The sequence below is a fragment of the Rugamonas sp. FW305-51 genome, assembly GCF_058786935.1.
This window is the reverse complement of the sequence record NZ_JBYSZG010000034.1, coordinates 13,041-38,256: the sequence shown is the minus strand read 5'-3', so window position 1 is coordinate 38,256 and position 25,216 is coordinate 13,041. Positions and strand designations below refer to the sequence as shown.

The window sequence follows — 25,216 nt, the reverse complement described above, 5'->3', positions numbered from 1 at the left end:
GACAGTGCTAGACCGGCACCGACTGCTGCAGCTGCAGCACCAGTTCGCGGCTGGCCAGGGCCACGCCATGGGCCGATTTGAGGGGCCGCAGCCGGTGCGCGCACACGGGCACCAGCACGGCCTGCACGTCTTCCGGCAGCACGTGGTCTCGCCCCTCGAGCGCGGCCCAGGCGCGCGCCGCCTGCAGCAGGGCGATGGCCGCGCGCGGGCTCATGCCCTCGGCGAACAGGCCGCTCTGGCGCGAGGCAGCGGCCAGCGCCTGCACATAGTCGATCAGGGCGGGCGCGGCGTGGATCTGGCGCAGGCCCTGCTGGGCCGCCGCCAGTTCGTCCGGGGTCATGGCCGGCGGCAGCGACTTGAGCAGCGCGCGCCGGTCCTCGCCCATGAGCAGGGCCCGTTCGGCCGCCGCATCCGGATAACCGAGCGACAGGCACATGAGGAAGCGGTCCAGCTGCGATTCGGGCAGCGGGAAGGTGCCCACCTGGTGGGTGGGATTCTGGGTGGCGATGACGAAGAACGGTTCCGGCAGCGGGCGCGTGATGCCGTCGGCCGTCACCTGGCGCTCTTCCATCGCCTCCAGCAGGCCGGACTGGGTCTTGGGCGTGGCGCGGTTGATCTCGTCGGCCAGCAGCACCTGGGTGAAGATGGGGCCGGGGTGGAACACGAAGGCGTTCTTTTCCCGCTCGTAGATCGAGATGCCGGCCACGTCGGCCGGCAGCAGGTCGCTGGTGAACTGGATGCGGTTGAAGCGCAGTCCCAGCGAGACGGCCAGCGCGTGGGCCAGCGTGGTCTTGCCCACGCCGGGCACGTCCTCGATCAGCAGGTGGCCGCCGGCCAGCAGGCAGGTGAGGGCCTGGCGCACCTGCAAGTCCTTGCCGACGATGATCTGGCCCACCTGGCGGGCGACCGCGTGCAGTTTACTGACCATGGCGCCGTCCGCTGCCGTTTTGGATGGCCGAACTGGTGCGTGCGGGGCGCGCTGCGCACCAGCGAAGTGCGGCAACGTGGTAGATTAGCGCCATACGTGATTTTTTTAACATGCCAGATCAAGAGAACCAGACGATCATCAGATTCTATGCGAGAACCCGCGCGTGGGATACACAATGATGGCGGCGGCAGAAGCGAGACACATGAGTACAGCAATTTACAGCCATCCCGATTGCCAGCGGCACAACATGGGCGACTGGCACCCCGAGTCGCCGGCCCGGCTGCAGGCCATCGCCGACCAGCTGATCAGCGCCCAGATCAATGACCTGGTCGAGCACCGCCAGGCCCCGCTGGCCCAGCTGGCCGACCTGGAACGCAACCATACCCCGAGCGCCATCGCCATGGTGCGCGACAACGTGCCGGCCGAAGGCGAGGCGTGCTACCCGATCGACGGCGACACCCTGCTCAACGCCTGGAGCTGGCAGGCTGCGCTGCGCGCCGCCGGCGCCGCCGTGGCCGCGACGGATGCCGTGATCGACGGCGAGATCGGCAACGCCTTCTGCGCCATCCGCCCGCCCGGCCACCATGCGCGCCCGTCCGAGCCGATGGGCTTCTGCCTGTTCAACAACGTCGCCATCGCCGCCCGTCATGCGCTCGACGTGCGCGGCCTGCAGCGGGTGGCCATTGTCGACTTCGACGTCCACCACGGCAACGGCACGGCCGAATCGTTCGCGCGCGACCCGCGGGTGCTGATGGCCAGCTTCTTCCAGCATCCGTTCTATCCCTACACGGAACCGGAGCCGATCACAGCCACCTGCGTCAACGTGCCGGTGCCGGCCCGCTCCGGGGGCGACGTGATCCGCAAGGTGGTGAGCGAATACTGGCTGCCGGCGTTGCACGCGTTCCAGCCCGAGATGGTGTTCATCTCGGCCGGTTTCGACGCCCACCGCGAGGACGACATCGGCGGCATGGGGCTGGTGGAGGCGGACTACGCCTGGATCACGCAGCAGATGATGGAAGTGGCGCGCCTGTACGCGCGCGGGCGCATCGTCAGCACGCTGGAAGGGGGCTACAACCTGTCGGCCCTGGGCCGCAGCGTGGTGGCGCACGTGCGCGCGCTGGCCGAGCTGTAACGGCGCACCGGTAGCGGAAATGAAAACGGCACCCGCAAGGGGCGCCGTGCAAGGAGGCCGGCCGGCGCCGTCAACGGCGCGGCCGGCATGCAGCGTCAGCTCAGGCCGTGACCTGACGGCCGTTCCTGGCGGACCAGCGATACAGGCCGCCTACCATCAGCGTTCCCACCACCAGCGCCACCAGCATGGTCTGCGCTTCGCTCATGCCGTTGGCGATGGCCAGCGGCTCGCCCTTTCCGGACAGGACGATCAGGCCGGCCAGCGCCACGTTGAACAGGCTCTCGCCGACGATGAAGCCGGACATCACCAGCACGCCCAGGCGCTTGGCCGTTTCTCCGCCGGCCCGGTTTTCCACCGCCCGTTCGAACAGCCAGCCGGCCACGGCGCCCACCACCACCGGCGCCGTCGCGGAGCTGGGCAGGTAGATGGCCAGGCCCACGCCCAGCGGCGGCAGGCTGTATTTGTCGTTGCTGGCCTTTTTCAGCACAAAGTTCACCACCACCAGGCCCAGGCCCAGGGCGGCGCCCCAGCCCACCAGGTGCCACGGCAGGTCGCCGCCGATCACGCCCTTGGCCAGGGTGGAGATCAGGGTCGCCTGCGGCGCCGCCAGCGGCTGCGCCGAAATCGCGTCCAGATTGGGCGCGCCCGTAAAGCCGTTGGCGTGATTGAGCAGTTCCAGCACGGGCGGCACCACGCAGGAGCCGGCCAGCACGCCGATCAGCAGGCCGACCTGCTGCTTCCACGGGGTGGCGTCGACCAGCTGGCCCGTCTTCAGGTCCTGCAGGTTGTCGTTGCCGATCACGGCCACGGCCAGCACCACGGTGGTGACGAACAGCGCGAAGGCCACCAGCGCGTGGCTCACTTCCGGCCCCATGACGTGGCGCCCGACCATGCCCACGCTGAGCGCGGCGCCCAGGATGGTGAGGATGGCGATGCCCGACACGGGCGAGTTGGAGGAACCGATCAGGCCCGCCATGTAGCCGCACACGGCGGCGGCGAACATGCCGGCGATCAGGATGTAGGCCACGCCCACGGCCACCAGCGGCACCGCCAGTTCGGCCAGTGGCCCGCCCTGCAGGAAGCTGGCCAGCAGCCAGCCGGCCGGCACCATCGAAATCAGGGTGACCAGGCCGACGATGAACACGGGCAGGTCCTGTTCTGTGCGTTCGATGACGGCGCCGTCGACTTTGGCGCGGCGCGATGCTTCCAGCGCCGACTTGAGGCCGCCGATGACCGGCTTGGCCAGGCCGGCCAGCGTGACGATGGCGGCCGCGCCGATCACGCCCGCGCCCATCATGCGCACATCGGTCGACCACACCTTCAAGGCCAGGTCGGCGGCCGGCACGCCGGCGGCGGCCGGTTGCATGGCCGTCATCAGCGGCACCAGGATGCCCCAGGCGATAACCAGTCCGGCCAGCATGGCCACGCCGACGGTAATGCCCATCAGGTGGCCGGCGCCCAGCAGGGCCAGCGAACTGGAGGCGCCGATGCCGGTGGCGCCGCCGCCGGTGCGGAAGTAGATCGACATTTCACCGGCCATCAGCTTGACGGCGCTGCCGGCCGCGTACAGCGCCGAGGCGACGCTGCCCCAGATCATGGCCCACAGGCCGGCCTTGCCTTCGGTGGCGCCGGCGCGCGAAGCCATTCCGACCTTCAGCACTTCGGCCGCCGCCACGCCTTCCGGATAGGGCAGGTCGGACTGCGACACCAGGGCGCGCCGCAGCGGCATGGTGTACATCACGCCCAGCACGCCGCCGATGGCGCAGGCGCCGAAGGTGGGCCAGAACGGCACGTGCGCCCACCAGCCCACCATCAGCAGGCCAGGCAGCACGAAGATGACCGAGGCCAGCGTGCCGGCGGCCGAGGCGATGGTCTGGACGATGTTGTTTTCCTGGATCGATGCGTCCTTGAAGGCGCTCAACAGCGCCATCGAGATCACCGCCGCCGGAATCGAGGTGGCGAAGGTCAGGCCCACCTTGAGACCCAGGTAGACCTGGGCCGCGGTAAAGATCAGGGTGATCAGGACGCCCAGGATCACCCCGCGCAGGGTGATTTCCTTGGGGTTGGACGGTGCAGCTATGCTCATCTTCGGCACTCCGATGGTTGGGTAATATTTATCAAACGACAAGAAAAGCCGACATCATATCCGACAATGCGGCTAATCTATACAACTGTGATGATGACGGCAAGCAGACTTTGTGGCGGCGACGGAGGCAGGCTGTAAAATAGCGGATTGACTGAACGATTTTGAAGGCAAGAGCATGGCAATTCAATGGTATCCGGGGCACATGAACGCCGCCAGGAAGAAGGCGGCGGAGCAGATGGAGAACACCGATCTGGTGATCGAGGTGGTCGACGCCCGGCTCCCTGAGGCGAGCTGCAATCCGATGGTGGAGGAGCTGCGCAAGTTCCGCCAGCGTCCCTGCCTGAAGATCCTCAACAAGACCGACCTGGCCGATCCGGCCGCTACGGCGGCCTGGGTGGCGTACTACAACGCCCAGGAAGGCGTGACCGCGTATGCCATGACGACCAAGAAGCCGGCCGAAGTGGCGCGCATCCCGGAACTGGCCAAGTCGCTGGCGCCGCACCGCGGTGTGCCGACCAAGCCGCTGCGCATCATGATCATGGGCATCCCCAACGTGGGCAAGTCGACCCTGATGAACGCGCTGCTGAAAAAGCGCGTGGCCAAGGTGGGCGACGAACCGGCCGTCACCAAGCAGCAGCAGAAGCTGTACCTGGACAAGAACACCATCCTGGTCGATACGCCCGGCATGTTGTGGCCCAAGATCGCCCTGGCCAGCGACGGCCTGATGCTGGCCGCCAGCCATGCCGTCGGCTCCAACGCGCTGATCGAGGAAGAAGTGGCCGTGTTCCTGGCCGACGAAATGCTCAAGCACTACCCGCAACTGCTGGTGGCGCGCTACGGCTTCAAGGACATCGAGCAGATGGACGGCATCGCCGTGGTGGAAGGGGTGGCGGCGCGGCGCGGCTTCCGCCAGAGGGGCGGCGACCTCGATTTCGAGAAGGCCTCGCACACCTTCCTGGGCGACTACCGCAGCGGCGCGCTGGGTCGCATATCGCTGGAAACGCCGGACACGCGCAAGCTGCGGCTGGACGAACACGCCGCCGAGATGGCCATCAAGGCGGAAAAGGCGGCCGCGCTGGCGGCCGAAAAAGCCAAGGCTGCGGCCAACGGCAAGCGCGGGACCTGAGCCGATGTGGGCCTTGGCGACAATGATGGCGGCAGACTAAACGACTTGTAGTTCCAGTCGTTTGCCCAGGCATCCCAGTGCCTGAGCCACCTTGTCGATCTTGGTGGCATGGTGCAAATCCATCATGCGGTTGACCACCTGCGGGATCGTGCCCAGGCGCCGCGCCAGTTCGGATGGCCCCACTTTCTGCAACAACATTTCGTTCAGCAGCAGAACTTTCGCCGCCACACTGGCGGGCAACGCAACCATGCGTTCGCCCGGCTGCGGTTCAGACGGTCCAGGCACAGGTCGCTTGTCCTCGAAATAAAAATCCATTGCCGATACAAGGGCATCCTCCGCCATCGCCATTGCTTCGGCGTCGTCGTCGCCCTGGGTAAGTGCTTCGGGAATATCCCGGAAGGTGACGACGTAGCCGCCCGCTTCAAGATCGGGCTCGAATTTGGCAGGGTATCGCATATCAGTTCCTTGTGATGGGGGAGATAATTCCGGGAGCAGGCCATGTCGCCAATCCTTTGCGGGGAAGGACGCATCTCATTTCAGTTTGAGTTGCTTCTTGACGCCTTCCACGAGCCCGGTCTTCAGCTCCTTTGCTGGGTGCCTTGGCAGGACGCTTTGTCGCCCGTTCAGGTAGACCTTTAAGTGGTTCGAACCATCCTTGAAGGTCGCGCCGTGCTGGGTCAGCCATTTGACAAATTCACTCTGCTTCACGCCACCTCCGCACATTCATGTTAAGCAATTTTGCTTACATCGACAAGGAGTTTTAAACAAAAACGTTTAATTTTTCCATCTAATCCGTCGTGTGGCCGAAGCGGAAGCTCGATACGGCCAGCGCCCCGAAGAAATTCTCCTCATGATACGGCACGGCCGCCGCCTCGTTCTCGGCCGCGCCCAGCGCCACCATCAACGGCAGCAGATGTTCCTCGCGCGGGTGCGCCATGCGCGCCGCCGGCGCCTGTTCCCATTGCAGCAGCTGTGCCGTGCGCTGGGCCGGCGGCAGCGCCATGGTGGCGCGCAGCCAGGCGTCGAACTGGTGCGAGGCCGCCGCGCCCTGGGCGTTGAAGGCGCGCAAGTTGTGGTAACTGAGGCCGCTGCCGACGATCAGTATCCCTTCCTCGCGCAGCGGCGCCAGCGCCCGTCCCGCCTCCAGGTGGGTGAGGGGATCGAGCCCGTGCCGCAGCGACAGCTGGACGATGGGCACGTCCGCCTGCGGATAGACCGGGTACAGGGCGCTGAAGGTGCCATGGTCGAAGCCGCGCTCCCCGTCCAGCAGGGTGGCGTGGCCAGCATCGTCGAGCAGCGTCTTGACGCGCAGCGCCAGTTCCGGCGAGCCGGGGGCGTTGTACTGCACCTGGTAGGTGTGGGCCGGGAAGCCGGAATAATCGTAGATCATGGGCGGCCGGGGGCTGGCCGAGACCATGAATTCGCGCGTTTCCCAGTGCGCCGTCACCACCAGCACGGCCTTGGGCGTGCGGCCCAGCTGGCGCGGGATGTCGCGCAGCGACGCTTCCAGCACATCGTAGGTGTGGCCGAATTCCGCCTTCATGAACGGCCAGGGACCGCCGCCGTGGGACAGGAAATAGGTCGGTAGTGCGTGCTCTTGCATGGTCAATCTCCAGCGAGGGTAAGTCCAGACTATATGCTTGCGTACTCAACTATACAATCGTGCGCAAGTTGATGGACCGTTCAGCTTTTGTTAATGATGAGCGGCTGGGCCAGCGGCGCAGGTATAATGCCGGGGTTTTGGTGCCCGCGCGCGTGACCACGTGCGCAGTTAAACGGGAAACACAAGGCCGCTCCCAGCGATCACGGCCAAGGTGTGCTGCCCCCGCAACGGTAAACAAGCGCCGACCGCTCCCTGCGGCCGGCAGGCTGGCTCAATGACCACTATGCGCCGCATAGGAAGGTGGGCCAGTCCGACTTGCAAGCCCGGATACCGGCCAGACAGGTGGATGAGCGTTGCGCGCACGGCGCCGGCGCGCCATCCGGTTTATTCCGGCTTGCGGGGACGCAGGCGGATGCCTTTTCAAAAAAGATCTGACATGCAAATCACCGTTACCCGCCGCCTGCCGGCGTCGCAGCCGCTTGTGCTGGCCGCTGCCGTTTCCCTTTGCTTTTCCGCCGTCGCGCCCGCGCTGGCGCAGAACGCCGCCGGCCAGTCGCTCGCGCCCATCGTCGTCACCGGCGCCCGTTTCGACGCCTCCGCAGGCATGGCGCCGATCGGCGCCACCGTCATCACGGCCGACGAAATCCGCCGTGCCGGCGTTGCCGACGTCAATGCCGCGATCCGCAAGATCGGCGGCGTGTATGGCCGCAACAGCCTCGATGGCAGCTCCGACTTCGGCCTGGACCTGCGCGGCTTTGGCAGCAACAGCAGCCAGAACCTGGTGGTAGTGGTGGATGGCGTGCGTGTGTCCGAGAGCGAACTGTCCAACGTGATCCTGTCCACCATTCCCGTCGATACGGTGGAGCGCATCGAGATCAGCCGCGGCGGCGCCAGCGTGCTGTATGGCGAAGGCGCGACGGGCGGCGTGATCAACATCATCACCAAGCGCCCCGTGGCGCACAGCGTGGGCGGCAGCATGACGGCCGAAGTGGGCCAGTTCCGCGAGCGCGAAGTGCGCGGCACCGTGCACCAGGCCTGGGACGGTTTTGCCGCCGACGGCGCCATCGACACGCAGCACAACGACAACTACCGCGCCAACAACAACTACAAGCAGGTCGACGTGAGCGCCGGTGCCCAGTGGTTCAGCAAGGAAGGCCGCATGGGCTTCCGCTACGAGGGCGCGCGCGAGGACATGCGCTTTGCCGGCCCGCTCCACGAAGACCAGTTCAACGCCAACCCACGCCATACCAACACGCCTAACGATTTCGGCTCGCTCGACAGCGACCGCCTCACCGGTTTCATTACGCGCCATATCGGCAGCCTGGACCTGGCGGCGGAACTGTCGCACCGCGAAAAGACGACGAAGGGGACTTTTGGCACATATTCCTTGGAATCGACCAGCAAGCAGACCCAGTTTTCGCCTCGCGTGCGTCAACTGGGCGAGATCGGCGGCATGACGAATGAGCTGGTGGCTGGTGTGGACCTGGTGCGCTGGAATCGCGTCACCACCGACGCGTATGCGCAGGCCGACGCGACCCAGCGTTCCAAGGCCATCTACGCGCGCGACGAGATCAAGTTCGATCCTGCCCATAACGGCCGCCTGGCCGCCGGCGTGCGTCGCGAACTGTTCGACAAGGATACCCATGATGGTTATGGCGGCCAAAACAGCATCGTGCAGGGCCTGAACGCATGGGAGCTGCAGGGCAGTTATGCCGTACTGCCTGCGCTGGAGGCGTTCGCCAAGGCCGGCCAGAGCTATCGCGTGGCCAATGCGGATGAAAATTCCTACACGTCGACGGGCCTACCGCTCAAGGCCCAGACGTCGCACGACCTGGAACTGGGCGCCAGCTATGGCGATGCGGCGCGCAAGGTCACGGCCCGTATCTTCCGCAGCAACCTGAGCAACGAGATCTTCTTCGATCCGACCCTGAACCTCAACAGCGGGGCCAACACCAATCTGGACCCAACCCGCCGCGAAGGCTTCGAACTCGACGCCGAGGCGCGCGTGGCGCCCGACTGGACCGTCTCCGGCCACTACCAGCACGTCAAGGCCACCTTCCGCGAAGGCGTCAATGCCGGCCACGAGATGGTGCTGGTGCCGAAGAATATCGTCACGGCCCGCCTGGCCTGGACCCCGGCCGACGGCCAGAGCGCCGACATCGGCGCCCAGTGGGTGGACCAGCAGCGTTACGGCGGCGACTTCCGCAACGACTGCTCCGCGCAGATGCCGTCCTTCACCACCTTCGATGCGCGCTATGCCCGCAAGCTGGGCCAGTGGGAGCTGTCCGTCGCCGGCCTGAACCTGGCGGACAAGCACTATACCAGCCAGGCTTTCGGCTGCCGCGATGGCATCTATCCAAGCGATGGCCGCCAGCTGAAGGTCGCAGCGCGCTACGACTTCTAAGCGCCTGGCGCCGGATGCCTGTGCGTCCGGCGCTTTTCATTAACGGAAAACCGCCATGCACCTTTCTCACCGAACCCTGGCCTGCGCGCTGGCGCTGCTGTGCACACCGCTGCACGCGGCCATCACCGTGCGCGACGACGCCGGCAACGCCATCACGCTGGCGCGGCCCGCCCAGCGCGTGATTGCCATGGCGCCCCACATCACCGAGCTGCTGTTCGCGGCCGGCGGCGGTGAACATGTGGTGGGAGCGATGAATTTCAGCGACTATCCGGCGGCGGCCAAGCGCGTGCCGCAGGTAGGCAGCAACGAGCAGATCGACATGGAGCGCATCCTGGCGCTCAAGCCCGACCTGCTGGTGGTCTGGAAAAGCGGGAACACGGCGCGCCAGCTGGAGCAGCTCAGGAGTATGGGCGTACCCATGTTCTACAGCGAGCCGCAAAAGCTGGACGAAGTGGCCACCAGCCTGACCCGCCTGGGCCAGCTGCTGGGCACCGAGCCGGCCGCGCAGGCCGCCGCGCGCGACTACCGCGCCCGCATCGCCGCGCTGTCGGCCGCCTACGCACGGCGCCCGCCGGTGCGGGTGTTCTACCAGATCTGGGACAAGCCCCTGTTCACCCTCAATGGCGACCATATCTCCAGCGACGTGATGCGCCTGTGCGGCGGCCAGAACGTGTTCGCGGCGCAGAAGGTGGTTGCGCCCTCCGTCAGCACCGAAGCCGTGTTGCAGGAAAACCCGGAAGCCATCATCGGCGGCGAGCGGGCCGGCCAGCCCGACGCCGGCATCTACCTGTGGAAGCAGTATCCGGGCATGCAGGCTGTCAAGCGGGGCAACCTGTTCGCGCTCGACGGCGAAACGCTGACCCGCGCCACGCCGCGCATCGCCGATGCGGCCGCCCAGCTGTGCGAAAAACTGGAGACGGCGCGCCGGCACCGGCCTTAGGACAGGCTTAATTTGGGCGCAAACGTTTGATTTTTGCATTCCCGTCCCAAAACGGCCGGGAAAAAGTGGTAATCTGCCGGCGTTTGCTACTCATTCATGAAGGATCGTTATGCGCTTACTGCGTCTCCTGCTTGCTTCCGTCGCCTTTGTGGCCTCCGCTTCCGGCGCCTTTGCCGCCGATTTCAAGAACGGCGTCGATTACACGACGCTCGATACCCCGGTGCGCGCCGATACCGGCAAAAAAGTGGAAGTGGTGGAAGTGTTCATGTACCACTGCCCGCACTGCAACGCGCTCGATCCGGTGCTGAACGAGTGGGTCAAGAAGCAGGGCGACAAGATCGTGTTCCGCCGCCTGCACATGGCGCCCAACCTGACCGAAGCGCAGGCGCACGCCTTCGCCACGCTGGAAGCGATGAACGCGCTGGGCAACGGCCTGCACGAAAAAATCTTCCACGCCATCCATGTGGAGCATAATCGTCTGAACACGGACCAGGGTTTGCTCGATTTCGTGACCAAAAACGGCGTGGACAAGGCGAAGTACCTGGAATTTTTCAATTCCTTCGCGGTACAAACCAAGATGAAGCGGTCGATGCAGCTGGTGTCCGCGTATAAGCTCGACAGCGCGCCCAGCCTGGTGATCGACGGTCACTACACCACCTCGCCGGCGCAGGCCGGGCACGGCCAGTCCAGCGTACCGGCCGCGCATGCAGCGTTGTTCCAGGTGATGGATATGCTGGTCGCCAAGACCAGCGCGGAGAAGGCAGCGAAGAAATAATATGGAAGAAAATGAAGTAGAAAAGGGCGTAATGAAGATGTACAAGGAGTCCGAGCCGGACATCGAAACCTTGTACGAATACAGCTACGTCAACCATCTCGCGTGGAGCATCCTGTTGATCGCGGTCGGCCTGATCGTGTGGCTCACGATCGCCCTCACCAACGCGGAGAACCAGCGTAACGCACTGATGACCAGGCAGTGTGCCGATCCCGTCTTCAAGGGCGAGATCGACACCAAGTGCCTGAAAACGGTGCATTCGCGCGAGCACTGGTGGCAGCACGTGGGTTACGCCCTGCGTCACGTGAAACCTGAGTAAGACTTGGAGTCGGCCACGATGAAGGAAGTCCTGCTCGTTACCGGCAGCGGCCGGGGGATAGGTGCGGCCACGGCGCTGCTGGCCAGCCAGCGCGGCTACGCCGTGTGCATCAACTACCGCACCGACGCCGGCGCGGCCGAAGCGCTGCGCGAGCGCATCGTGGCCGCCGGCGGGGAAGCCATCGCGGTGCAGGCCGACGTGGCCGTGGAGGCGGACGTGCAGCGCCTGTTCGCCACCATCGATACGCAGCTGGGCCCCATCACGGCCCTGGTCAACAACGTGGGGGTGCTGGAAAAGCAGTGCCGGCTGACGGAGATGTCGGTCGAACGGCTGCAGCGCGTGTTCACCACCAACGTCATCAGCTACTTCCTGTGCTGCAAGGAGGCCGTGCTGCGCATGTCCACCGCGCGCGGCGGGCAGGGCGGGCGCATCGTCAACGTCTCGTCGGGCGCTGCACGGGTCGGCTCGCCCAACGTCTACATCGATTACGCCGCCTCCAAGGGCGCCGTCGATACGCTGACGCTGGGCCTGTCGAAGGAAGTGGCGGCCGAAGGCATACGGGTCAACTGCGTGCGGCCCGGTCTGATTTATACGGAGATCCACGCCAGCGGCGGCGATCCCGGCCGCGTCGAACGCATGGCGGCCACCGTGCCCATGGGACGCGGCGGCCAGCCGGAAGAAGTGGCCGAAGCCATTTTGTGGCTGCTCGGTCCCCAGTCGTCCTACGTCAGCGGCACCTTCATCGACGCCGCCGGCGCGCGCTGATCTTCAACTGAAACAAGCAGCTCCTTCAAGCGCCGGGCCAATTATCAGGCGGCGTCGTGGCAGTCAGAATGCAGGCCGTGCAATGTGCACTTCACTCATTCTTGCCAGGAGCTGCCGATGTCCCGTTCTTACCTTTCCCCTTCCCTGATGCTGGCGGGCCTGCTGTGTGCAGCGCCGCTGGCCGCGGACGCTGCGTCCGCCAGTTCCGCCCCAGTCGTCTCGTCCGGCTCGCCCATCCCGCTTGCCGCTCCCGTTGCGCCGGCCGCGCCAGATGCCCGGCTGCCGTCACCGCAGCGCGTGTTCAGCGCCGATGTCACGCCGGAACTGGAAGCGGTGATGCTGGCCGCGCGCCGCTATGCCGCGTTCTGGAACAGCGGCGATCCGGCCTATGCGCAACAGGCGCTGGCGCCCGACTTCATGGACCGCACCTTGCCGGAGGGCCGCGAGCAGGGCGGCGCCGGTCCATTGCAGGCTTCGCGCGGCTTTCGCGCCGCCGTGCCCGACTTGAAGGTGGACGTGACCGATATGGTGGCGGCGGGCGACCGGGTAGTGGTGCGCCTGCACTTCACCGGCCATTTCACGGGCCAGTTCGGCCAGACCAAAGGACAGGGCCAGTCCATCGATTTCCAGGCGTTCGACCTGTATCGCGTGGCCGATGGCCGCATCGCCGACAACTGGCACCTGGAGGACAATCTGGCGCTGCTGCGGCAAATGGGCGTGATCCGGCCGTAAGCACCGTCAGCACCATCAGCACCGTCAGCGCCATCAGCGCCATCAGCGCAGTTTGTGCCGCTAGCGCTCCAGCTGACCGAAGCGCTCCTGCAGGAACTCGGCCAGCAACGCGATGCGCGGCGGCTGGAAGCGGTGGCGGTGGTACAGCAGGTTGAGCGGCGCGCTGTCGGTGAAGTAGTCGTCGAGTACCGTCAGCAGCCGGCCGCTGCGCAAATCGTCGCCGATATCGAGGATGGATTTCCACGCGTAGCCCTGGCCGTTGACGGCCCACTTGCGCACCACTTCGCCGTCGTTGCTTTGCAGGTAGCCGCGCACCCGCACGGATGCGGCGCGGCGCTTGCCGCCCGCGCTGTCCGTGTAGCGCCAGTCGTGCATCGGCCCTTGCGCCGTCGTCAGGACGATGGCGGGCAATTCCGCCAGCTGGGCCGGCGTGTCGGGCGCGCCGCAGCGCTCCAGCAACGCCGGCGCGGCGCACACCACACGCCGGCTGGCCGCCAGCGGGCGCGCCACCATGTCGCTGTCGGGCAGCTGGCCGTAGCGCACCGCCAGGTCGATATCGTCGCGCACCAGGTCGGCCGGCGTATCGCTCAGCGTGAGCGCGTACCGCAGCTCCGGGTGGCGGGCGCGAAATTGCTCCAGCATGGGCAGCAGCAGGTTGCGGCCCAGGTCGGACGGCGCCGAGATCCGGACCGTTCCCCGCACCGTGCCGCCGCCCGCGCGCAGGCCCGCTTCGGCCTCCGTCATCAGCGCCAGCGCCTGTTCGCTGAAATGGCGATACAGCTGTCCTTCCTCGGTCAGGCGCAGGCGGCGCGTGGTGCGTTCGAACAGTTTGGTTTGCAGCGACGCTTCCAGCCGCTGGATGGCGGCGCTGGCGGCGGCCGGGGACAGCCCCTGGCTACGCCCGGCGGCGGAAAAGCTGCCCAGGCGGGCGGCGTCGAGAAACAGGCGGATCGCGCCGAAGCGCTCCATGCCGCCGGTGTGGGCGTTGTCGTTCATAGTGCTCCAGTACGAGTGCGCCATTTTACCCGCCAACAGCCGCGGCAATGGGCGACGGCCGGGCGACGGCCGGCCACTGGTTCAGGCGGCGCGATGGTGCGGCTGGCCGGCCGCCTGCGCAGGCGCCTGCCTGGGCGCGGGATGGGCGCCGATCACCACCGTGCAGGTGGTGCCGGCCACCAGCGCCAAGCCCTGCGGCACATGGTCGATGTGGATGCGCACCGGCACCCGCTGCGCCAGCCGCACCCAGTTGAAGGTGGGGTTGACGTCGGCCAGCAGTTCGCGCCCCGTGCCGGCGTCGCGGTCGGTGATGCCGTGCGCGATGCTTTCGATATGGCCGCGCAGGGGCGCGTCGCCGCTCAGCATGCGCATCTCGACCGGGTCGTTGGGTTGGAGCAGGGGCAGCTTGGTCTCCTCGAAATAGCCCACCACGTAGAACGAGGCGCGGTTGATGACGGCCAGCTTGGCGGCGCCCACGGCGGCGAAGTCGCCCGCATGGACGTTCAAATTGGTCACATAGCCCGTCACAGGCGCGCGCACCACGGTGCGCTCCAGGTTCAGCTGCGCCAGGCTGCGCGCGGCCAGCGCGGCCTGGTACTGGGCCGTGGCCGTGTCGGCCGCCGCTTCGGCCGTCTCGCGGTTCTCGGCCGACACCACGGTGCTGTCCAGCCCTGCGCGGCGCCGCGCTTCCTGCGCGCGCCGGCCCTTTTCCACCTGCTGCGAGGCCAGCACGGCGCTGGCCTGATCCAGCGCGCTGCGGTAGCGGGCCGGGTCGACCACGAACAGCACGTCGCCCTGCTGCACCAGCTGGTTGTCCTGCACCCGTACTTCCGTCACGGTGCCGGCCACGTCGGCGCTGATGTTGATGACGTCGGCCTTGACCCGGCCGTCGCGGGTCCAGGCCGACTCCATGTAGTGGTCCCAGGCCAGGTGGCCGGTCCAGATGGCGCCGGCCAGCAGCAGCGCGGTCAGGGCAAAGCGAAACAGTTTGGATGCGCTCAAGGCGGTTCTCCCAGCGAAAAGTGAAGTACGGCGGTTATTGGTACAGCGCGACGATCAGCGCGCCGAAAATGCAGACCAGCAGGCAAAGCCGCACCAGTGCGGGATGCCATGCGTGGCGGTATACGCCCAGGTGGCCCAGCGCCCGGTCCAGCACACCCTGCAGCAGCAGGCTGGCGATGAACAACGGCAGCAAAGTAGGCAGCAGCACGCCGAAAACGGCTATCTCACGCGGCATGGTCGGTTTCTCCTGGTACTTGCGGCATCTGGTCCAGCAAGGATGTGTAAATGGAATGCAGGTCCGTCAGCGCCGTGCGCAGCCGCACCTGGCGCGCCGGCGTGGCGTCGGCCAATGCTTCGCGCACGGGCGGGCCGGCCTGCAGCACGGCCGATTGCACGGCCGCGCAGCTGGCCTGGCCGGGCGCGCGGAAGTAGGCGGCCAGCTGGTCCACGCACCGCTGCAAGGCGTTGCGCACGGGGCCCGCCTCGGTGGCGGCGATCAGCTGCCGCAGCTCGATCACGGAGTGGCCCAGTTCCAGCAGCGTCAGGCCCTGGCGTACGACGGCGCGGGCCGCTGCGCCGGGCGCGGGACCGGAGGCAGCGTTCAGTTGACTCAGCAGGTCGCGCACGCGATGGTCGAAGCGGTGCTTGAGGCGGAACAGCGGTCCCTTGCAGACGCCCAGTGCCTCGCGCCACAGGGCTCGGGCGATATGGTCTTTCTGTCCCATGGTGTGCCCGGGCAGCACGACGGCGAAGATCACCCACGCCAGCACCACGCCGGCCGGCAGGGCCAGCGTGGTGTTGAGGAAGACGGCGCCGTCGTACTGCATCTGGTTGAGCGGCGCCACCACCTGGGTGGCGAACAGCGTCATGCCCAGACCCACCCCGGCGCGGCGCGGATCGGTGGTGAGATAGCTGCCCAGCGCGAACAGGGGCAGGGCGGCCAGCACCAGCATGGGGTAGCCGCTGGCGCGCACCACCAGCAGGTATTCGCACAGGAACGTCAGTGGCCACGCCAGCAGGAACCCGGCCAGCACCTGGCGCACCATGGCAACCGGACGTGGCGAGGATGAGGCCAGCGCGCAGAAAATGGTGGATATGACGATGGCGCTGGCGACGTAGGGCCAGGCCAGCCAGTACCAGAGGGCGACGCCGGCCAGCAGCGCGCAGGCGGCGCGTACGCCGCTGGCCAGCACGAGGCCGGACGGCGTGCGCGGGCTGTAGGCGACCGGATCGCTGACCTGCATCTGGCGTTGCTGCGTCAGGCCGTGGTACAGGGCGGCGAAGGCGCCGATGTCGCGCACGAAGCGCTCCAGCAGTTCCACCGCCGTGTCGAAATCGATCTGCTGGGCGCGTGGAGCCCGTGCGGGCTGTTCCAGCGCGGCGCGTGCCTGCGCCGCCTGCAACGCCAGGGCCGCCCGCACGTGCTCCATGCGCGCGCCGGACAGGTCTTGCCGCAGCGCCGCCGCCACCGTGGCATGCAGCGGTTCGACCAGCGCGAGCACGGGTGAGGGCGGACTGACGCGTAGCCGTTGCAGCAGGCGGTGCAGGGTATAGCAGGTGGTCAGCGCCGACATGAAGGCGTTGTTGAAGGCGTGCAGCTGGCGTGTGTGCGAGCGGGCGTGGGCGGCCTCGAAGAAGGCGGCGGCGCGACCGGATTCCAGCGCCGCGATGTCGGCCGCAAAACGCAGGTGGCTCAGTTCGATGTCGGCCGGCGCCAGGCGGTGTTCCAGCGCCTGTTGGCAGAAGGCGATGAAGCTGTCGTAGCGGGCTTGCACGGTGCGCATCACCTGGCGCGACTGGTGGCGCGGGAACAGCATGTCGTGCACTACGCCCGCGCAGATCACGCCCAGACCCACCTCCGTGACGCGGGTGACGGCCAGGGTGAACACGCTGGCCGGATGCTCGATGGCCGGCACGGCGATCATGCAGGCCGTGTAGCCGGCCAGCACGAAGCTGTAGGATTGCTGGTTGCGGTACGTGGCCGCGCCACCCGTGCACAGGCCTATCCACAGCGCCAGCGCCAGGAACAGCAGCACCGGCTGTTGCGGGAAGATGGCCACGATCAGCAGCGCGCTGGCGCAGCCGACCAGGGTGCCGAGCAGGCGGTAGAAGGCTTTTTCCAGCACCATGCCGCTGCTGGGCAGGGCCAGGATGAAGGTGGTGGTCATCGCCGTGTTGGGCGAATCGAGGCCGAGGCGGAAGGCCAGCCACAGCGCGCCGAAGGCGGCCAGCATGGCCTTGGCGACGAAGATCCAGCGCTCGCCCTCGCCGGCCCGCCATTGCCGCAGCTGTGGCGCCAGCCAGCTGGCTGGCCACGCCGTTAGCCACGTGTCCAGGAACTTCCGCGCTCTGCTGGCCGGGGAGGGAAGGTCGGTGGCGGGAGCGGGGTTCATGGCGGTGGCGGTGGGTTAAGTGTGTTTTTCTAAATTGTTCAGCTGTCGGCTGAACAGGCTTTCAAGTTGCGATACTTCTTCCGGGCTGTAGCCGTCGTAGGCGCGGGTGGTCGATTGCCACACTTCGGGCAGCACTTTCGCTGCCAGCTCGCGGCCGGCGTCGGTCAGCGCGATCATCACGCAGCGCCGGTCGCCGGGACGGTTGCCGCGCGTGATCAGGCCCTGGGCTTCCAGGTCGTTGCACACGCGCGTCAGGTTGGCCGGCTTTTCCATGCAGGCCTCGCCCAGCGTGGAGGCGGTCGACATTTCGTCGTCGGAGCCGTACAACACGGCCAGCACCATGTAGCTGGCGTCGACCAGGTCGTACTTGCGCAGCGCGGCGTTGGTCAGGTCCTTCATCCGTTTCTGGATGTGGTAAGTCATACGCATCAGGCGCATCAAGTCTTCCGGGAAGTCCGGCACGCGGGCATGGATGTTTTTCAGGCGCTTTTTAGTCGCTTCAAAACTGCTCATTGCCTACTCCTCTGCAAATTCGAAAGGCTTGATTGTACTATCGAAGCGTCACGGCAAATCCAGTTTCACGCCACCGCCCAGGGCGGCCATCAGTTCGGCAAAGTTGTCCAGCTGGCGGCTGGCCACCTGCGCCTGCTGCTGTTCCTCGTTCAAGAGCGCGATGCGGGCGCCGATCACGCCCACGCCGTCGGTCAGGCCGGCGTGCCAGGCCTGTTCGGCCAGCCCATGGGCTTGGCGGGCCGTGGCCAGCGCCTGTCCGGCCAGGCGTGCCTGCTCCTGCACGGCGCGGGCGCGGGTGACGGCGTCGGCCACTTCTTCCAGCGCCCGCAGCACGGTGGCGTTGTACTGCTCGACCGCGCCGTCGTAGGCCGCGCTCTGGCCGGCCAGCTGGCTGCGCAGCCGGCCGCCCTCGAACACGGGCAGGCTGATGGCCGGCGTGATGCCGCGCATGGCCGATCCGGCCTCCAGTAAATGGCCGAAGCCCAGCGACTGCACCCCGACAAAGGCGGCCAGGTTGAGGTTCGGGTAGAACTCGGCCTTGGCCACGTCGATGCGCCGGTCCGCCGCCTCCACCCGCCAGCGCTGTGCGGCGATGTCGGGCCGGCGGCCCAGCAATTCGGCCGGCAGCGCCGCCGGCAGGGCCGTCTTCTGGTCCGGGGCCAGGGTCAGCCTGGGCCGGGCGATCGACTCGCCGTCGCCCGGTCCCTTGCCGATCAGTGCCGCCAGCTGGTTGCGCAGCAGGGCGATGGCGGTGCCGATCTGCTCCTGCTCGCGCCGTCCGGCCGGCAGCGTCGTTTCGATGCTGGTCACGTCGATGGCGCTGGCCAGTCCGGCCGCCTGGCGCCGCCGCGTGATGTCGAGCAGGCGCTGGCGCTGCGCCAGGGTGGCCGCCACGTTGTCCTCCAGCGTGTAGTCGAGCGCGAGCTGGATGTAACTGCGCACGATGGCCGATTCCAGCGCCAGCCGCGCCATCTGCGCTTCGGCCGACGCCATCTGCGCCTCGCCCAGCGCGGCGGCCAGCGCGCTGCGCTGGCGGCCCCACAGGTCCAGGTCGTAGGAGCCGGACAGGGTGGCCGTGTTCTTCCAGGCGTAATTGCCGGCCAACGGTGGCGGCACCATGCTGTGCGCCGAATAGAGCTCGCGGTCGGCGCTGGCGGCGGCGTCCACCCGGGGCAGGGTCGCCGCCTCGGCCATGCCGGCCAGGGCGCGCGCCTGGCGCACGCGGGCCTGGGCCGCATGCAGGTTGGGGTTGTCGGCCAGCGCGCCGGCCATCAGCTGGTTCAGTTGCGGGTCCTGCAGCGCTTCCCACCACTGCTCGCGCGGCCAGGCCGCATCCGTCATGGCGCCGCTGATCGCCGCGCCGGCCTTGAGGCTGGCGGTGTCGAGCTTGCGGGCCTGGGGCGCGCTGCCGCCCATGTCGGCGCAGGCCACAAGGGCCAGCGCCAGCGTGGCGGCGGCAGCGATACGGGTTGGTGTCATGGCGGCGGCGTGGTGGTGGCGTCAGGTCGGGCCGCGCTTACTTGGCGTAGTGCTTTTTGGTCTGGGCCACGTCGAAGTCCGCTTCCGTTTCCGGGATGGTGCCGTTCTTGCGCGCTTCCAGCAGTTCGGCGATGACCTGGGCGCGGGTCAGGCCGGTGGCGGCGGGACGTACGGCGGCAGCGGCGGCGGCAGCTTGCGTGGACTGGGCGGCGGCGGTGGCCGTAGTGGCGGTGGCGGTGGCCTGCTGTACGGTCGACGACTCGGCCTGGGCGTAGGCGCCGGCGGTGGCCACGGTGGCGGCAAAGGCGAGGGCGGCGGTAATGCGTTGTTTGGCGTTCATGGTAGTTCTCCTGAGTGAGGCAAGCGTCGGCGGCGCCGGCGTGCTTGCGAAATGTGGCGGTACTGACATGGTGGCCGGACTGCCACTTACCCGGTCGTCTCGACGGGCATCGCAGCCCGCTGTTGATTCATTGAGGTAAATTATATTCGTGAATATTACATTTGTAAATTAAATGTTTCTATCGGGCCGATAGGATTTGTTGATGAGGTCGAATGGCGGCCAAGGCCGGCGCAGGCGGCCGGCGGCAGGAGTGCAGGAGTGCAGAAGTGCAGGAGATGCGCCGCGCCTGGAATGGCGCGGCGGGAGGTGGCGTGGCGGTGAGGCGTTAGCGGTGGCTGGACGAGCCGGCCCACAGGTTGATGCCGCCTTCCTGGGCGCAGGCGTCGATGGCGGCCAGTTCGCCGGCGCTGAACTGCAGGTTCTGCAGCGCCGCCACGTTCTCGCGGATTTGCGCGCTGTTGCTGGCGCCGATTAGGGTGGAAGTGATGCGGGCGTCGCGCAGCACCCAGGCCAGCGCCATCTGGGCCAGCGTCTGGCCGCGGGCGGCAGCGATGTCGTTCAGGGCGCGCACCCGGGTCAGGTTTTCCGGGCTCAGGTGGCCCGCTTGCAGCGAGTCGCCGCCGGGACGGTTGATGCGGGCATCGGCCGGCACGCCGTTCAGGTATTTGTCGCTCAGCACGCCTTGGGCCAGGGCCGTGAAGGTGATGCAGCCTATGCCTTCGCGGCCCAGCGTCTCGAGCAAGCCTTCCGTCTCGATCCAGCGATTGAGCATATTGTAGGAAGGCTGGTGGATCAGGCACGGCACCTTCCAGTCGGCCAGCAGGCGCGCCGCTTCGGCCGTCTTCTCGGCCGAATAGGACGACACACCCACGTACAGCGCCTTGCCCTGGTGGACGGCGGTGGCCAGCGCGCCCATGGTTTCTTCCAGCGGCGTATCCGGATCGAAGCGGTGCGAATAGAAGATGTCCACATACTCCAGGCCCATGCGCTTGAGGCTCTGGTCCAGGCTGGCCAGCACGTATTTGCGCGAGCCGCCACCCTGGCCGTAGGGACCGGGCCACATGTCCCAGCCGGCCTTGGTGGAGATGATCAGCTCATCGCGGTAGGGGCGGAAATCCTCGCGGAAGTGGTGGCCGAAATTGGTCTCGGCCGTGCCGTAGGGCGGGCCGTAGTTGTTGGCCAGGTCGAAGTGGGTGATGCCCAGGTCGAAGGCCGTGCGCAGCATGTCGCGCTGGGTGGCCAGCGGCGTGGTGTCGCCAAAGTTGTGCCACAGGCCGAGCGACATCAGCGGCAGTTTCAGGCCGCTGCGGCCGCAGCTGCGGTATTGCATGGTCTCGTAGCGGTGGCGGGATGCGTGATAAGTCATGGCGTCGGTTCCGGTGATTGGTCGTGAGGTCGATTATAGACAGCGGCGGCGTACGCTGTCGTGCGCCATCGTGCGCACTGCCGCTCATGCCCCCCAATTTGCAAACTGTCGCGCCGATCGCCGTTTTGTCGCAATCCGGGCGCGCGTCGTGCAGGCCTTTGCCATGATTGCGTTCCTGTTAATAGCACTCATGCCATGTTCAGACTGACATTTTCCATGACCGTGCGCGACTGGCGCGCCGGCGAGCTGCGTTTCCTGCTGCTGGCGCTGACGCTGTCGGCGGCGGCGCTGTCGACCGTGAATTTTTTCGTGGACCGCATGCGCACCGGCCTGGAACGGGACGCGCACCAGATGCTGGCCGCCGACCTGGAACTGGAATCGGACCAGCCGCTCGACGGCGCCTGGCTGGCCGAGGCGCAGCGGCGCGGCCTGCGCAGCGCCGGCACGGTGGCCATGTTCACCATGGCCGTGGCGGGGCAGGGCGAGCAGGCCGTGTCGGCGCTGGTGGCGCTGAAAAGCGTGAGCGACGCCTATCCCTTGCGCGGGCGCCTGCGCGTGCGGCTGCAGGACGGCGACGCCGTCAGCGAAACGCCGCCGGCGCCAGGTACGGTGTGGGTCGATGCCACCTTGCTGGCCAGCCTGCGGTTGCAGGTCGGCTCGGCGCTGCGCATCGGCGAGCGCACCCTGACGGTGGCCCAGGTCCTCACCGGCGAACCGGATGCGGGCGTCGCCTTCCTGACCATGGCGCCGCGCGTGATGATGGCCAGCGCCGACCTGGCCGCCACCGGCCTGCTGCAGGCGCACGCCATTGCCAACTACCGTCTGCTGCTGGCGGGACTGCCGCAGCAGGTGGGCGCTTACGAGCGCTGGGCCAGGCAGCGCATGGCGGCGGCCCCGGTCCGGAGCGTGACCCTGAATACCTTTGCCTCGAAGCGCGGCGACGCCGGCGAGATGCTCGATCAAACCCGGCAGTTTCTGTCGCTGGCGGGCCTGCTGTCGGCGCTGCTGGCCGCGCTGGCCGTGGCGCTGGCCGCGCGCCGTTTCGTGCAGCGCCACCTGGATGCCTGCGCCATGCTGCGTTGCCTGGGCCTGACTCAGGCCCGGCTGACGCAACTGTTTCTGCTGGAATTCCTGCTGGTGGGCCTGGCCGCCGGCGCGGCCGGCGTGGCGCTGGGCTACGGCTGCCATTTCGCGCTGGTGGGCTGGCTGGGCCAGCTGGCGCCGGCCGGCTTGCCGCCGCCCGGCCTGGCGCCCGCGCTGCAAGGCATGGCGGCCAGCCTGATACTGCTGCTGGGCTTCGCGCTGCCGCCCGTGCTCCAGCTGCGCAACGTGCCGCAACTGCGCCTGCTGCGGCGGGAAGCGGCGCCGCCCCAGGCCCGCGCCTTGGGCGCATATGCGCTGGGGCTGGCCATGTTCGGCGCGCTGCTGGCATGGCAGACGGGCGACGCGATGCTGGCCCTGGTCGTCGGCGGTGCCTTCGTGGCCGGCGGTGCGCTGTTCGCCTTGCTGGCCTGGCTGGGACTGATGCTGCTCAAGCGCCTGCGCGGTGCGTTCAACCATGCCGGCTGGCGCCTGGCCGTCACGGACATGCTGCGCCAGCCTGGCGCCACCGTGCTGCAGGTCGGCGCGCTGGCGCTGGGCCTGACCGCCTTGCTGCTGTTGACGGTGGTGCGCGCCGACTTGCTGGCGGCGTGGCTGCGGGCGACGCCGGCCGGCGCGCCGAATCAGTTCGTCATCAACATCCAGCCCGAACAGCGGGCGGCCATCGATGGCCGCCTGCGCGGCTATGGCGCACCGGAACAGCAGGCGCTCACCCGCGCGCGCCTGCTGCGCATCAACGGCCGCGAGGCGCTGCAAGCGGTCGGCGGCGGCCGCAAGGACAGCAACCAGGGCCGAGGCAATGACGGCAGCCAGGCTGGCGGCAACGAAGACGACAAGGGCGGTCCGTCGCGCGGGGTGCGGGAAATGCTGGAACGTGAAATCGACATCGGCCACGCGGCCGCGCTGCCGGCGAGCGAACAGCTGACTGCAGGCCGCTGGTATGGCGCGGGCGGATCCCAGGCCGGCCCGCCGGGCATTTCGGTCGAAGAAAAACTGGCGGCCGATCTCAAGCTCAAACCGGGTGACACCTTGCAGTTCGACGTGGCCGGGCAGGCGCTGGAAGCGCGCGTGGCCAACCTGCGCAAGGTGGACTGGCGCGCGCATCAGGTGACGAGCCTGTTGCTGATGCATCCGGCGGCCATGCGCGGCCTGCCCGCCACCTTTGCCGTGGCGGTCCATGTCCCCGCCGGCGACCTGATGTTCGGCACCGGCCTGGCGCGCGACTTCCCCAACCTGACCGTGTTCGACCTGCGCGCCATCATCGGCCAGCTGCAGCGGATGCTGGCGCAGGCGGTGGCGGCGGTGCAGTTCCTGTTCGCGTTCACGCTGGCGTCGGGCGTGCTGGTGCTGTACGCCGCCCTGGCCGGATCGCAGGATGCGCGCCTGCGCCAGGCGGCGCTGTTGCGCGCGCTGGGCGCCACGCGCAGCCGGCTGGCGCAGGCGCAATGGATAGAGCATGCGCTGACGGGCGCGCTGGCCGGCCTGCTGGCCGCGGCCGGCGCCACGCTGGCCAGCTGGGCGCTGGCGCGCTACAGCTTCCACCTGGACTGGAACTGGTCGCCGCTGTTGCCGGCGGCCGGCATGCTGGCCGGCGCCGCATGCGCCCTGGCCGGCGGCTGGCTGGGCCTGCGCAATGTGCTGAACCAGCCGCCGTTGCAGAGTCTTCGATCCACCTAGTTCAATCGGGAGAATAAATTTGACCACCATGGAATTTGCCCGCGGCGCCGCCGCGCAGGCGCTGCATCCGGCCATCGCCGTGCGCGGACTGACCAAGACCGTGACGGATGCGGGAGGCGCGCTGACCATCCTGCATGCCGTCGACTTCACCGTGCTGCCCGGCGAAACGGTGGCCATCGTGGGCGCCTCCGGTTCCGGCAAGTCCACCCTGCTTGGGCTGCTGGCGGGCCTGGACCTGCCCACGGCCGGCACGGTCGAATTGCAGCGCACCGACATCTTCGCGCTGGACGAGGACGGCCGCGCCCTGTTCCGCCAGCAGCACGTGGGCTTTGTGTTCCAGTCCTTCCAGCTGCTGCCCCATCTGACGGCGCTGGAAAACGTGATGCTGCCGCTGGAACTGCGCGGCGACCGCCAGGCACGCGCCAGGGCCGAACATATGCTGGAGCGGGTAGGGCTGGCGGCGCGCTTGCGCCACTATCCGCGCTACCTGTCGGGCGGCGAGCAGCAGCGCGTGGCGCTGGCGCGCGCCTTCGTGTGCGAGCCGCCGCTGCTGCTGGCCGACGAACCGACCGGCAGCCTCGATGCGGCCAGCGGCGAAGCGGTGATCGGGCTGATATTCGAACTGAATCGCGAGCACGGTTCCACGCTGGTGCTGGTCACGCACGACCTGTCGATGGCGGCCCGCTGCGGCCGCACCCTGCACATGCGCGCTGGCCGCCTGGCCGGCGCCGGCCTATCATGAAAGGATCTGGCATGCGATTGACGCTGACTTTGCTGGCCGCGGCGCTGGGCCTGTGCTGCCAGGCGGCGCGCGCCGATGGCCTGGCCGATCTCAGGTCGGCGCTGGCGCGCCTGCAGGAACAGGCGCCGCTCAAGGCCACGCTCGACACGAAGACCTGGCGCCGGCAGGGCGAAGGCCAGGAGGCGGAGGAAACCCAGGGCCAGGCCAGCGTCGGCATCGAGGACGGCGCGCGCGGCATGCATCTGTCGTACGGCAAGGACATCCTGGCGCGCATGGACGCCGAATCGCTGGCGCTGGCGCGCAACCCCAACGCCCGCACGCCGACGCTCAATGCCGCGCGCGAATTCAGCCCGACCGACCTGCGGCCCATGATTTCGGCCGCCGCCAGCCTGGCGCGCGTGCTGGAAAAGGCCAGCTGGAAGGGCGAGAAGGCCGACACCTGCCAGGGCAAGCCGGCGCGCCTGCTGACGTTCGACGTGGCGATCGATACGCTGAGCGACCGCGACCGCAAGTACGTGAAGGAATTCGACGGCCATCTGTACGTGTGGATCGGGGACGACGGCACGCCGCTGGCCAGCCGCATGGTCCAGACGATGTCGGGCCGCGCCTTCATCGTGATTCGCTTCGAGGCGCGCAACGAGGAGCAGCAGGTGTACGCGCTGGTGGGCGAGCGCCTGGTCAGCGTGCGCAGGGAGAGCTACAACCGCGCCTCCGGTGCCGGCGAGCGCGAAGAGAGCAGGGTGATCAAAACCCTGCAGCTGCAATCGTGAGCGGAAAACGGCGAGGGCCGCGTTCCGGAG

24 protein-coding genes and 1 riboswitch are annotated in these 25,216 nt (G+C 67.7%); of the genes, 11 read left to right on the top strand and 13 right to left on the bottom strand.

Translation table 11 applies throughout. The features are described from left to right. Window positions 1-7: 7 nt before the first annotated feature. Entirely contained in the window at window positions 8-928 is a 921-nt protein-coding gene (locus AC3WOS_RS20645) for an AAA family ATPase (RefSeq protein WP_492718110.1), read from the bottom strand. A 202-nt stretch (window positions 929-1,130) separates the two neighbouring features. Between AC3WOS_RS20645 and AC3WOS_RS20640 the strand changes: the two genes are divergently transcribed. Continuing rightward, the gene (locus AC3WOS_RS20640; RefSeq protein ID WP_492718108.1) at window positions 1,131-2,060 is read left to right on the top strand and encodes a histone deacetylase family protein; all 930 of its coding nucleotides are present in this window, start codon (window positions 1,131-1,133) and stop codon (window positions 2,058-2,060) included. 100 nt (window positions 2,061-2,160) lie between these two features. On the opposite strand, the gene AC3WOS_RS20635 is transcribed toward AC3WOS_RS20640, so the two are convergent. Then, entirely contained in the window at window positions 2,161-4,146 is a 1,986-nt protein-coding gene (locus AC3WOS_RS20635; protein ID WP_492718106.1) for an OPT family oligopeptide transporter, read from the bottom strand. Between the two features lie 175 nt (window positions 4,147-4,321). Between AC3WOS_RS20635 and ylqF the strand changes: the two genes are divergently transcribed. Next, a complete protein-coding gene (gene ylqF / locus AC3WOS_RS20630; protein ID WP_492718105.1) occupies window positions 4,322-5,272 on the top strand; it encodes a ribosome biogenesis GTPase YlqF in 951 nt (316 codons plus the stop codon). 36 nt (window positions 5,273-5,308) lie between these two features. Here ylqF and AC3WOS_RS20625 read toward each other — a convergent pair whose 3' ends face one another. The 3 genes from AC3WOS_RS20625 to AC3WOS_RS20615 all read right to left on the bottom strand — a co-directional run bounded on the left by AC3WOS_RS20625 (window position 5,309) and on the right by AC3WOS_RS20615 (window position 6,875). Beyond that, window positions 5,309-5,728 (bottom strand): type II toxin-antitoxin system HicB family antitoxin, encoded by a 420-nt coding sequence (locus AC3WOS_RS20625; RefSeq protein WP_492718103.1) that lies wholly within the window; start codon window positions 5,726-5,728, stop codon window positions 5,309-5,311. 75 nt (window positions 5,729-5,803) lie between these two features. After that, window positions 5,804-5,980, bottom strand: coding sequence for a type II toxin-antitoxin system HicA family toxin (locus AC3WOS_RS20620; RefSeq protein WP_492718101.1), 177 nt, complete (start codon window positions 5,978-5,980; stop codon window positions 5,804-5,806). A 79-nt stretch (window positions 5,981-6,059) separates the two neighbouring features. Continuing rightward, window positions 6,060-6,875 carry a DODA-type extradiol aromatic ring-opening family dioxygenase gene (locus AC3WOS_RS20615; RefSeq protein WP_492718099.1) on the bottom strand — a complete coding sequence of 272 codons (816 nt, stop codon included), beginning with the start codon at window positions 6,873-6,875 and terminating at the stop codon, window positions 6,060-6,062. 121 nt (window positions 6,876-6,996) lie between these two features. After that, a riboswitch (cobalamin riboswitch) is annotated at window positions 6,997-7,228 on the top strand. An 83-nt stretch (window positions 7,229-7,311) separates the two neighbouring features. Between AC3WOS_RS20615 and AC3WOS_RS20610 the strand changes: the two genes are divergently transcribed. The 6 genes from AC3WOS_RS20610 to AC3WOS_RS20585 all read left to right on the top strand — a co-directional run bounded on the left by AC3WOS_RS20610 (window position 7,312) and on the right by AC3WOS_RS20585 (window position 12,807). Further along, window positions 7,312-9,279 (top strand): TonB-dependent receptor, encoded by a 1,968-nt coding sequence (locus AC3WOS_RS20610; protein ID WP_492718097.1) that lies wholly within the window; start codon window positions 7,312-7,314, stop codon window positions 9,277-9,279. Between the two features lie 55 nt (window positions 9,280-9,334). After that, window positions 9,335-10,219, top strand: coding sequence for a cobalamin-binding protein (locus AC3WOS_RS20605; RefSeq protein ID WP_492718095.1), 885 nt, complete (start codon window positions 9,335-9,337; stop codon window positions 10,217-10,219). A 109-nt stretch (window positions 10,220-10,328) separates the two neighbouring features. Then, entirely contained in the window at window positions 10,329-10,994 is a 666-nt protein-coding gene (locus AC3WOS_RS20600; RefSeq protein WP_492718093.1) for a thiol:disulfide interchange protein DsbA/DsbL, read from the top strand. Window position 10,995: 1 nt separating this feature from the next. Then, window positions 10,996-11,310, top strand: coding sequence for a hypothetical protein (locus tag AC3WOS_RS20595; RefSeq protein WP_492718091.1), 315 nt, complete (start codon window positions 10,996-10,998; stop codon window positions 11,308-11,310). 18 nt (window positions 11,311-11,328) lie between these two features. Further along, window positions 11,329-12,075, top strand: coding sequence for an SDR family oxidoreductase (locus AC3WOS_RS20590; protein WP_492718089.1), 747 nt, complete (start codon window positions 11,329-11,331; stop codon window positions 12,073-12,075). Window positions 12,076-12,222: 147 nt separating this feature from the next. Beyond that, window positions 12,223-12,807 (top strand): ester cyclase, encoded by a 585-nt coding sequence (locus AC3WOS_RS20585; protein WP_492718152.1) that lies wholly within the window; start codon window positions 12,223-12,225, stop codon window positions 12,805-12,807. 60 nt (window positions 12,808-12,867) lie between these two features. Here the strand turns inward: AC3WOS_RS20585 and AC3WOS_RS20580 are convergent, their stop codons facing one another. The 8 genes from AC3WOS_RS20580 to mgrA form a co-directional block, all read right to left on the bottom strand. Then, window positions 12,868-13,803: a LysR family transcriptional regulator gene (locus AC3WOS_RS20580; protein WP_492718087.1), complete on the bottom strand. Its 936-nt coding sequence runs from the start codon at window positions 13,801-13,803 to the stop codon at window positions 12,868-12,870. Window positions 13,804-13,884: 81 nt separating this feature from the next. Beyond that, window positions 13,885-14,805 carry an efflux RND transporter periplasmic adaptor subunit gene (locus tag AC3WOS_RS20575; RefSeq protein ID WP_492718085.1) on the bottom strand — a complete coding sequence of 307 codons (921 nt, stop codon included), beginning with the start codon at window positions 14,803-14,805 and terminating at the stop codon, window positions 13,885-13,887. 34 nt (window positions 14,806-14,839) lie between these two features. After that, window positions 14,840-15,040 (bottom strand): DUF1656 domain-containing protein, encoded by a 201-nt coding sequence (locus AC3WOS_RS20570; RefSeq protein ID WP_492718083.1) that lies wholly within the window; start codon window positions 15,038-15,040, stop codon window positions 14,840-14,842. After that, complete coding sequence (locus AC3WOS_RS20565) at window positions 15,030-17,198, bottom strand: FUSC family protein (protein WP_492718081.1); 2,169 nt, start codon at window positions 17,196-17,198, stop codon at window positions 15,030-15,032. Before AC3WOS_RS20565 ends, AC3WOS_RS20570 begins: the two co-directional genes overlap by 11 nt. 15 nt (window positions 17,199-17,213) lie before the next feature. After that, window positions 17,214-17,711, bottom strand: coding sequence for a MarR family winged helix-turn-helix transcriptional regulator (locus AC3WOS_RS20560; RefSeq protein WP_492718079.1), 498 nt, complete (start codon window positions 17,709-17,711; stop codon window positions 17,214-17,216). A 48-nt stretch (window positions 17,712-17,759) separates the two neighbouring features. Next, the gene (locus AC3WOS_RS20555; protein WP_492718077.1) at window positions 17,760-19,190 is read right to left on the bottom strand and encodes an efflux transporter outer membrane subunit; all 1,431 of its coding nucleotides are present in this window, start codon (window positions 19,188-19,190) and stop codon (window positions 17,760-17,762) included. 37 nt (window positions 19,191-19,227) lie between these two features. Then, window positions 19,228-19,530 (bottom strand): DUF4148 domain-containing protein, encoded by a 303-nt coding sequence (locus AC3WOS_RS20550; RefSeq protein ID WP_492718075.1) that lies wholly within the window; start codon window positions 19,528-19,530, stop codon window positions 19,228-19,230. Window positions 19,531-19,855: 325 nt separating this feature from the next. Further along, a complete protein-coding gene (mgrA, locus tag AC3WOS_RS20545) occupies window positions 19,856-20,896 on the bottom strand; it encodes an L-glyceraldehyde 3-phosphate reductase (RefSeq protein ID WP_492718074.1) in 1,041 nt (346 codons plus the stop codon). A 195-nt stretch (window positions 20,897-21,091) separates the two neighbouring features. Between mgrA and AC3WOS_RS20540 the strand changes: the two genes are divergently transcribed. The 3 genes from AC3WOS_RS20540 to AC3WOS_RS20530 are packed head-to-tail and all read left to right on the top strand — an operon-like array spanning window position 21,092 to window position 25,186. Further along, the gene (locus AC3WOS_RS20540; protein WP_492718072.1) at window positions 21,092-23,674 is read left to right on the top strand and encodes an ABC transporter permease; all 2,583 of its coding nucleotides are present in this window, start codon (window positions 21,092-21,094) and stop codon (window positions 23,672-23,674) included. Window positions 23,675-23,702: 28 nt separating this feature from the next. Then, window positions 23,703-24,416: an ABC transporter ATP-binding protein gene (locus AC3WOS_RS20535; protein WP_492718150.1), complete on the top strand. Its 714-nt coding sequence runs from the start codon at window positions 23,703-23,705 to the stop codon at window positions 24,414-24,416. An 11-nt stretch (window positions 24,417-24,427) separates the two neighbouring features. Continuing rightward, on the top strand, window positions 24,428-25,186 hold the full coding sequence (locus AC3WOS_RS20530) for a hypothetical protein (protein ID WP_492718070.1): 759 nt from the start codon (window positions 24,428-24,430) through the stop codon (window positions 25,184-25,186). Window positions 25,187-25,216: the final 30 nt, after the last annotated feature.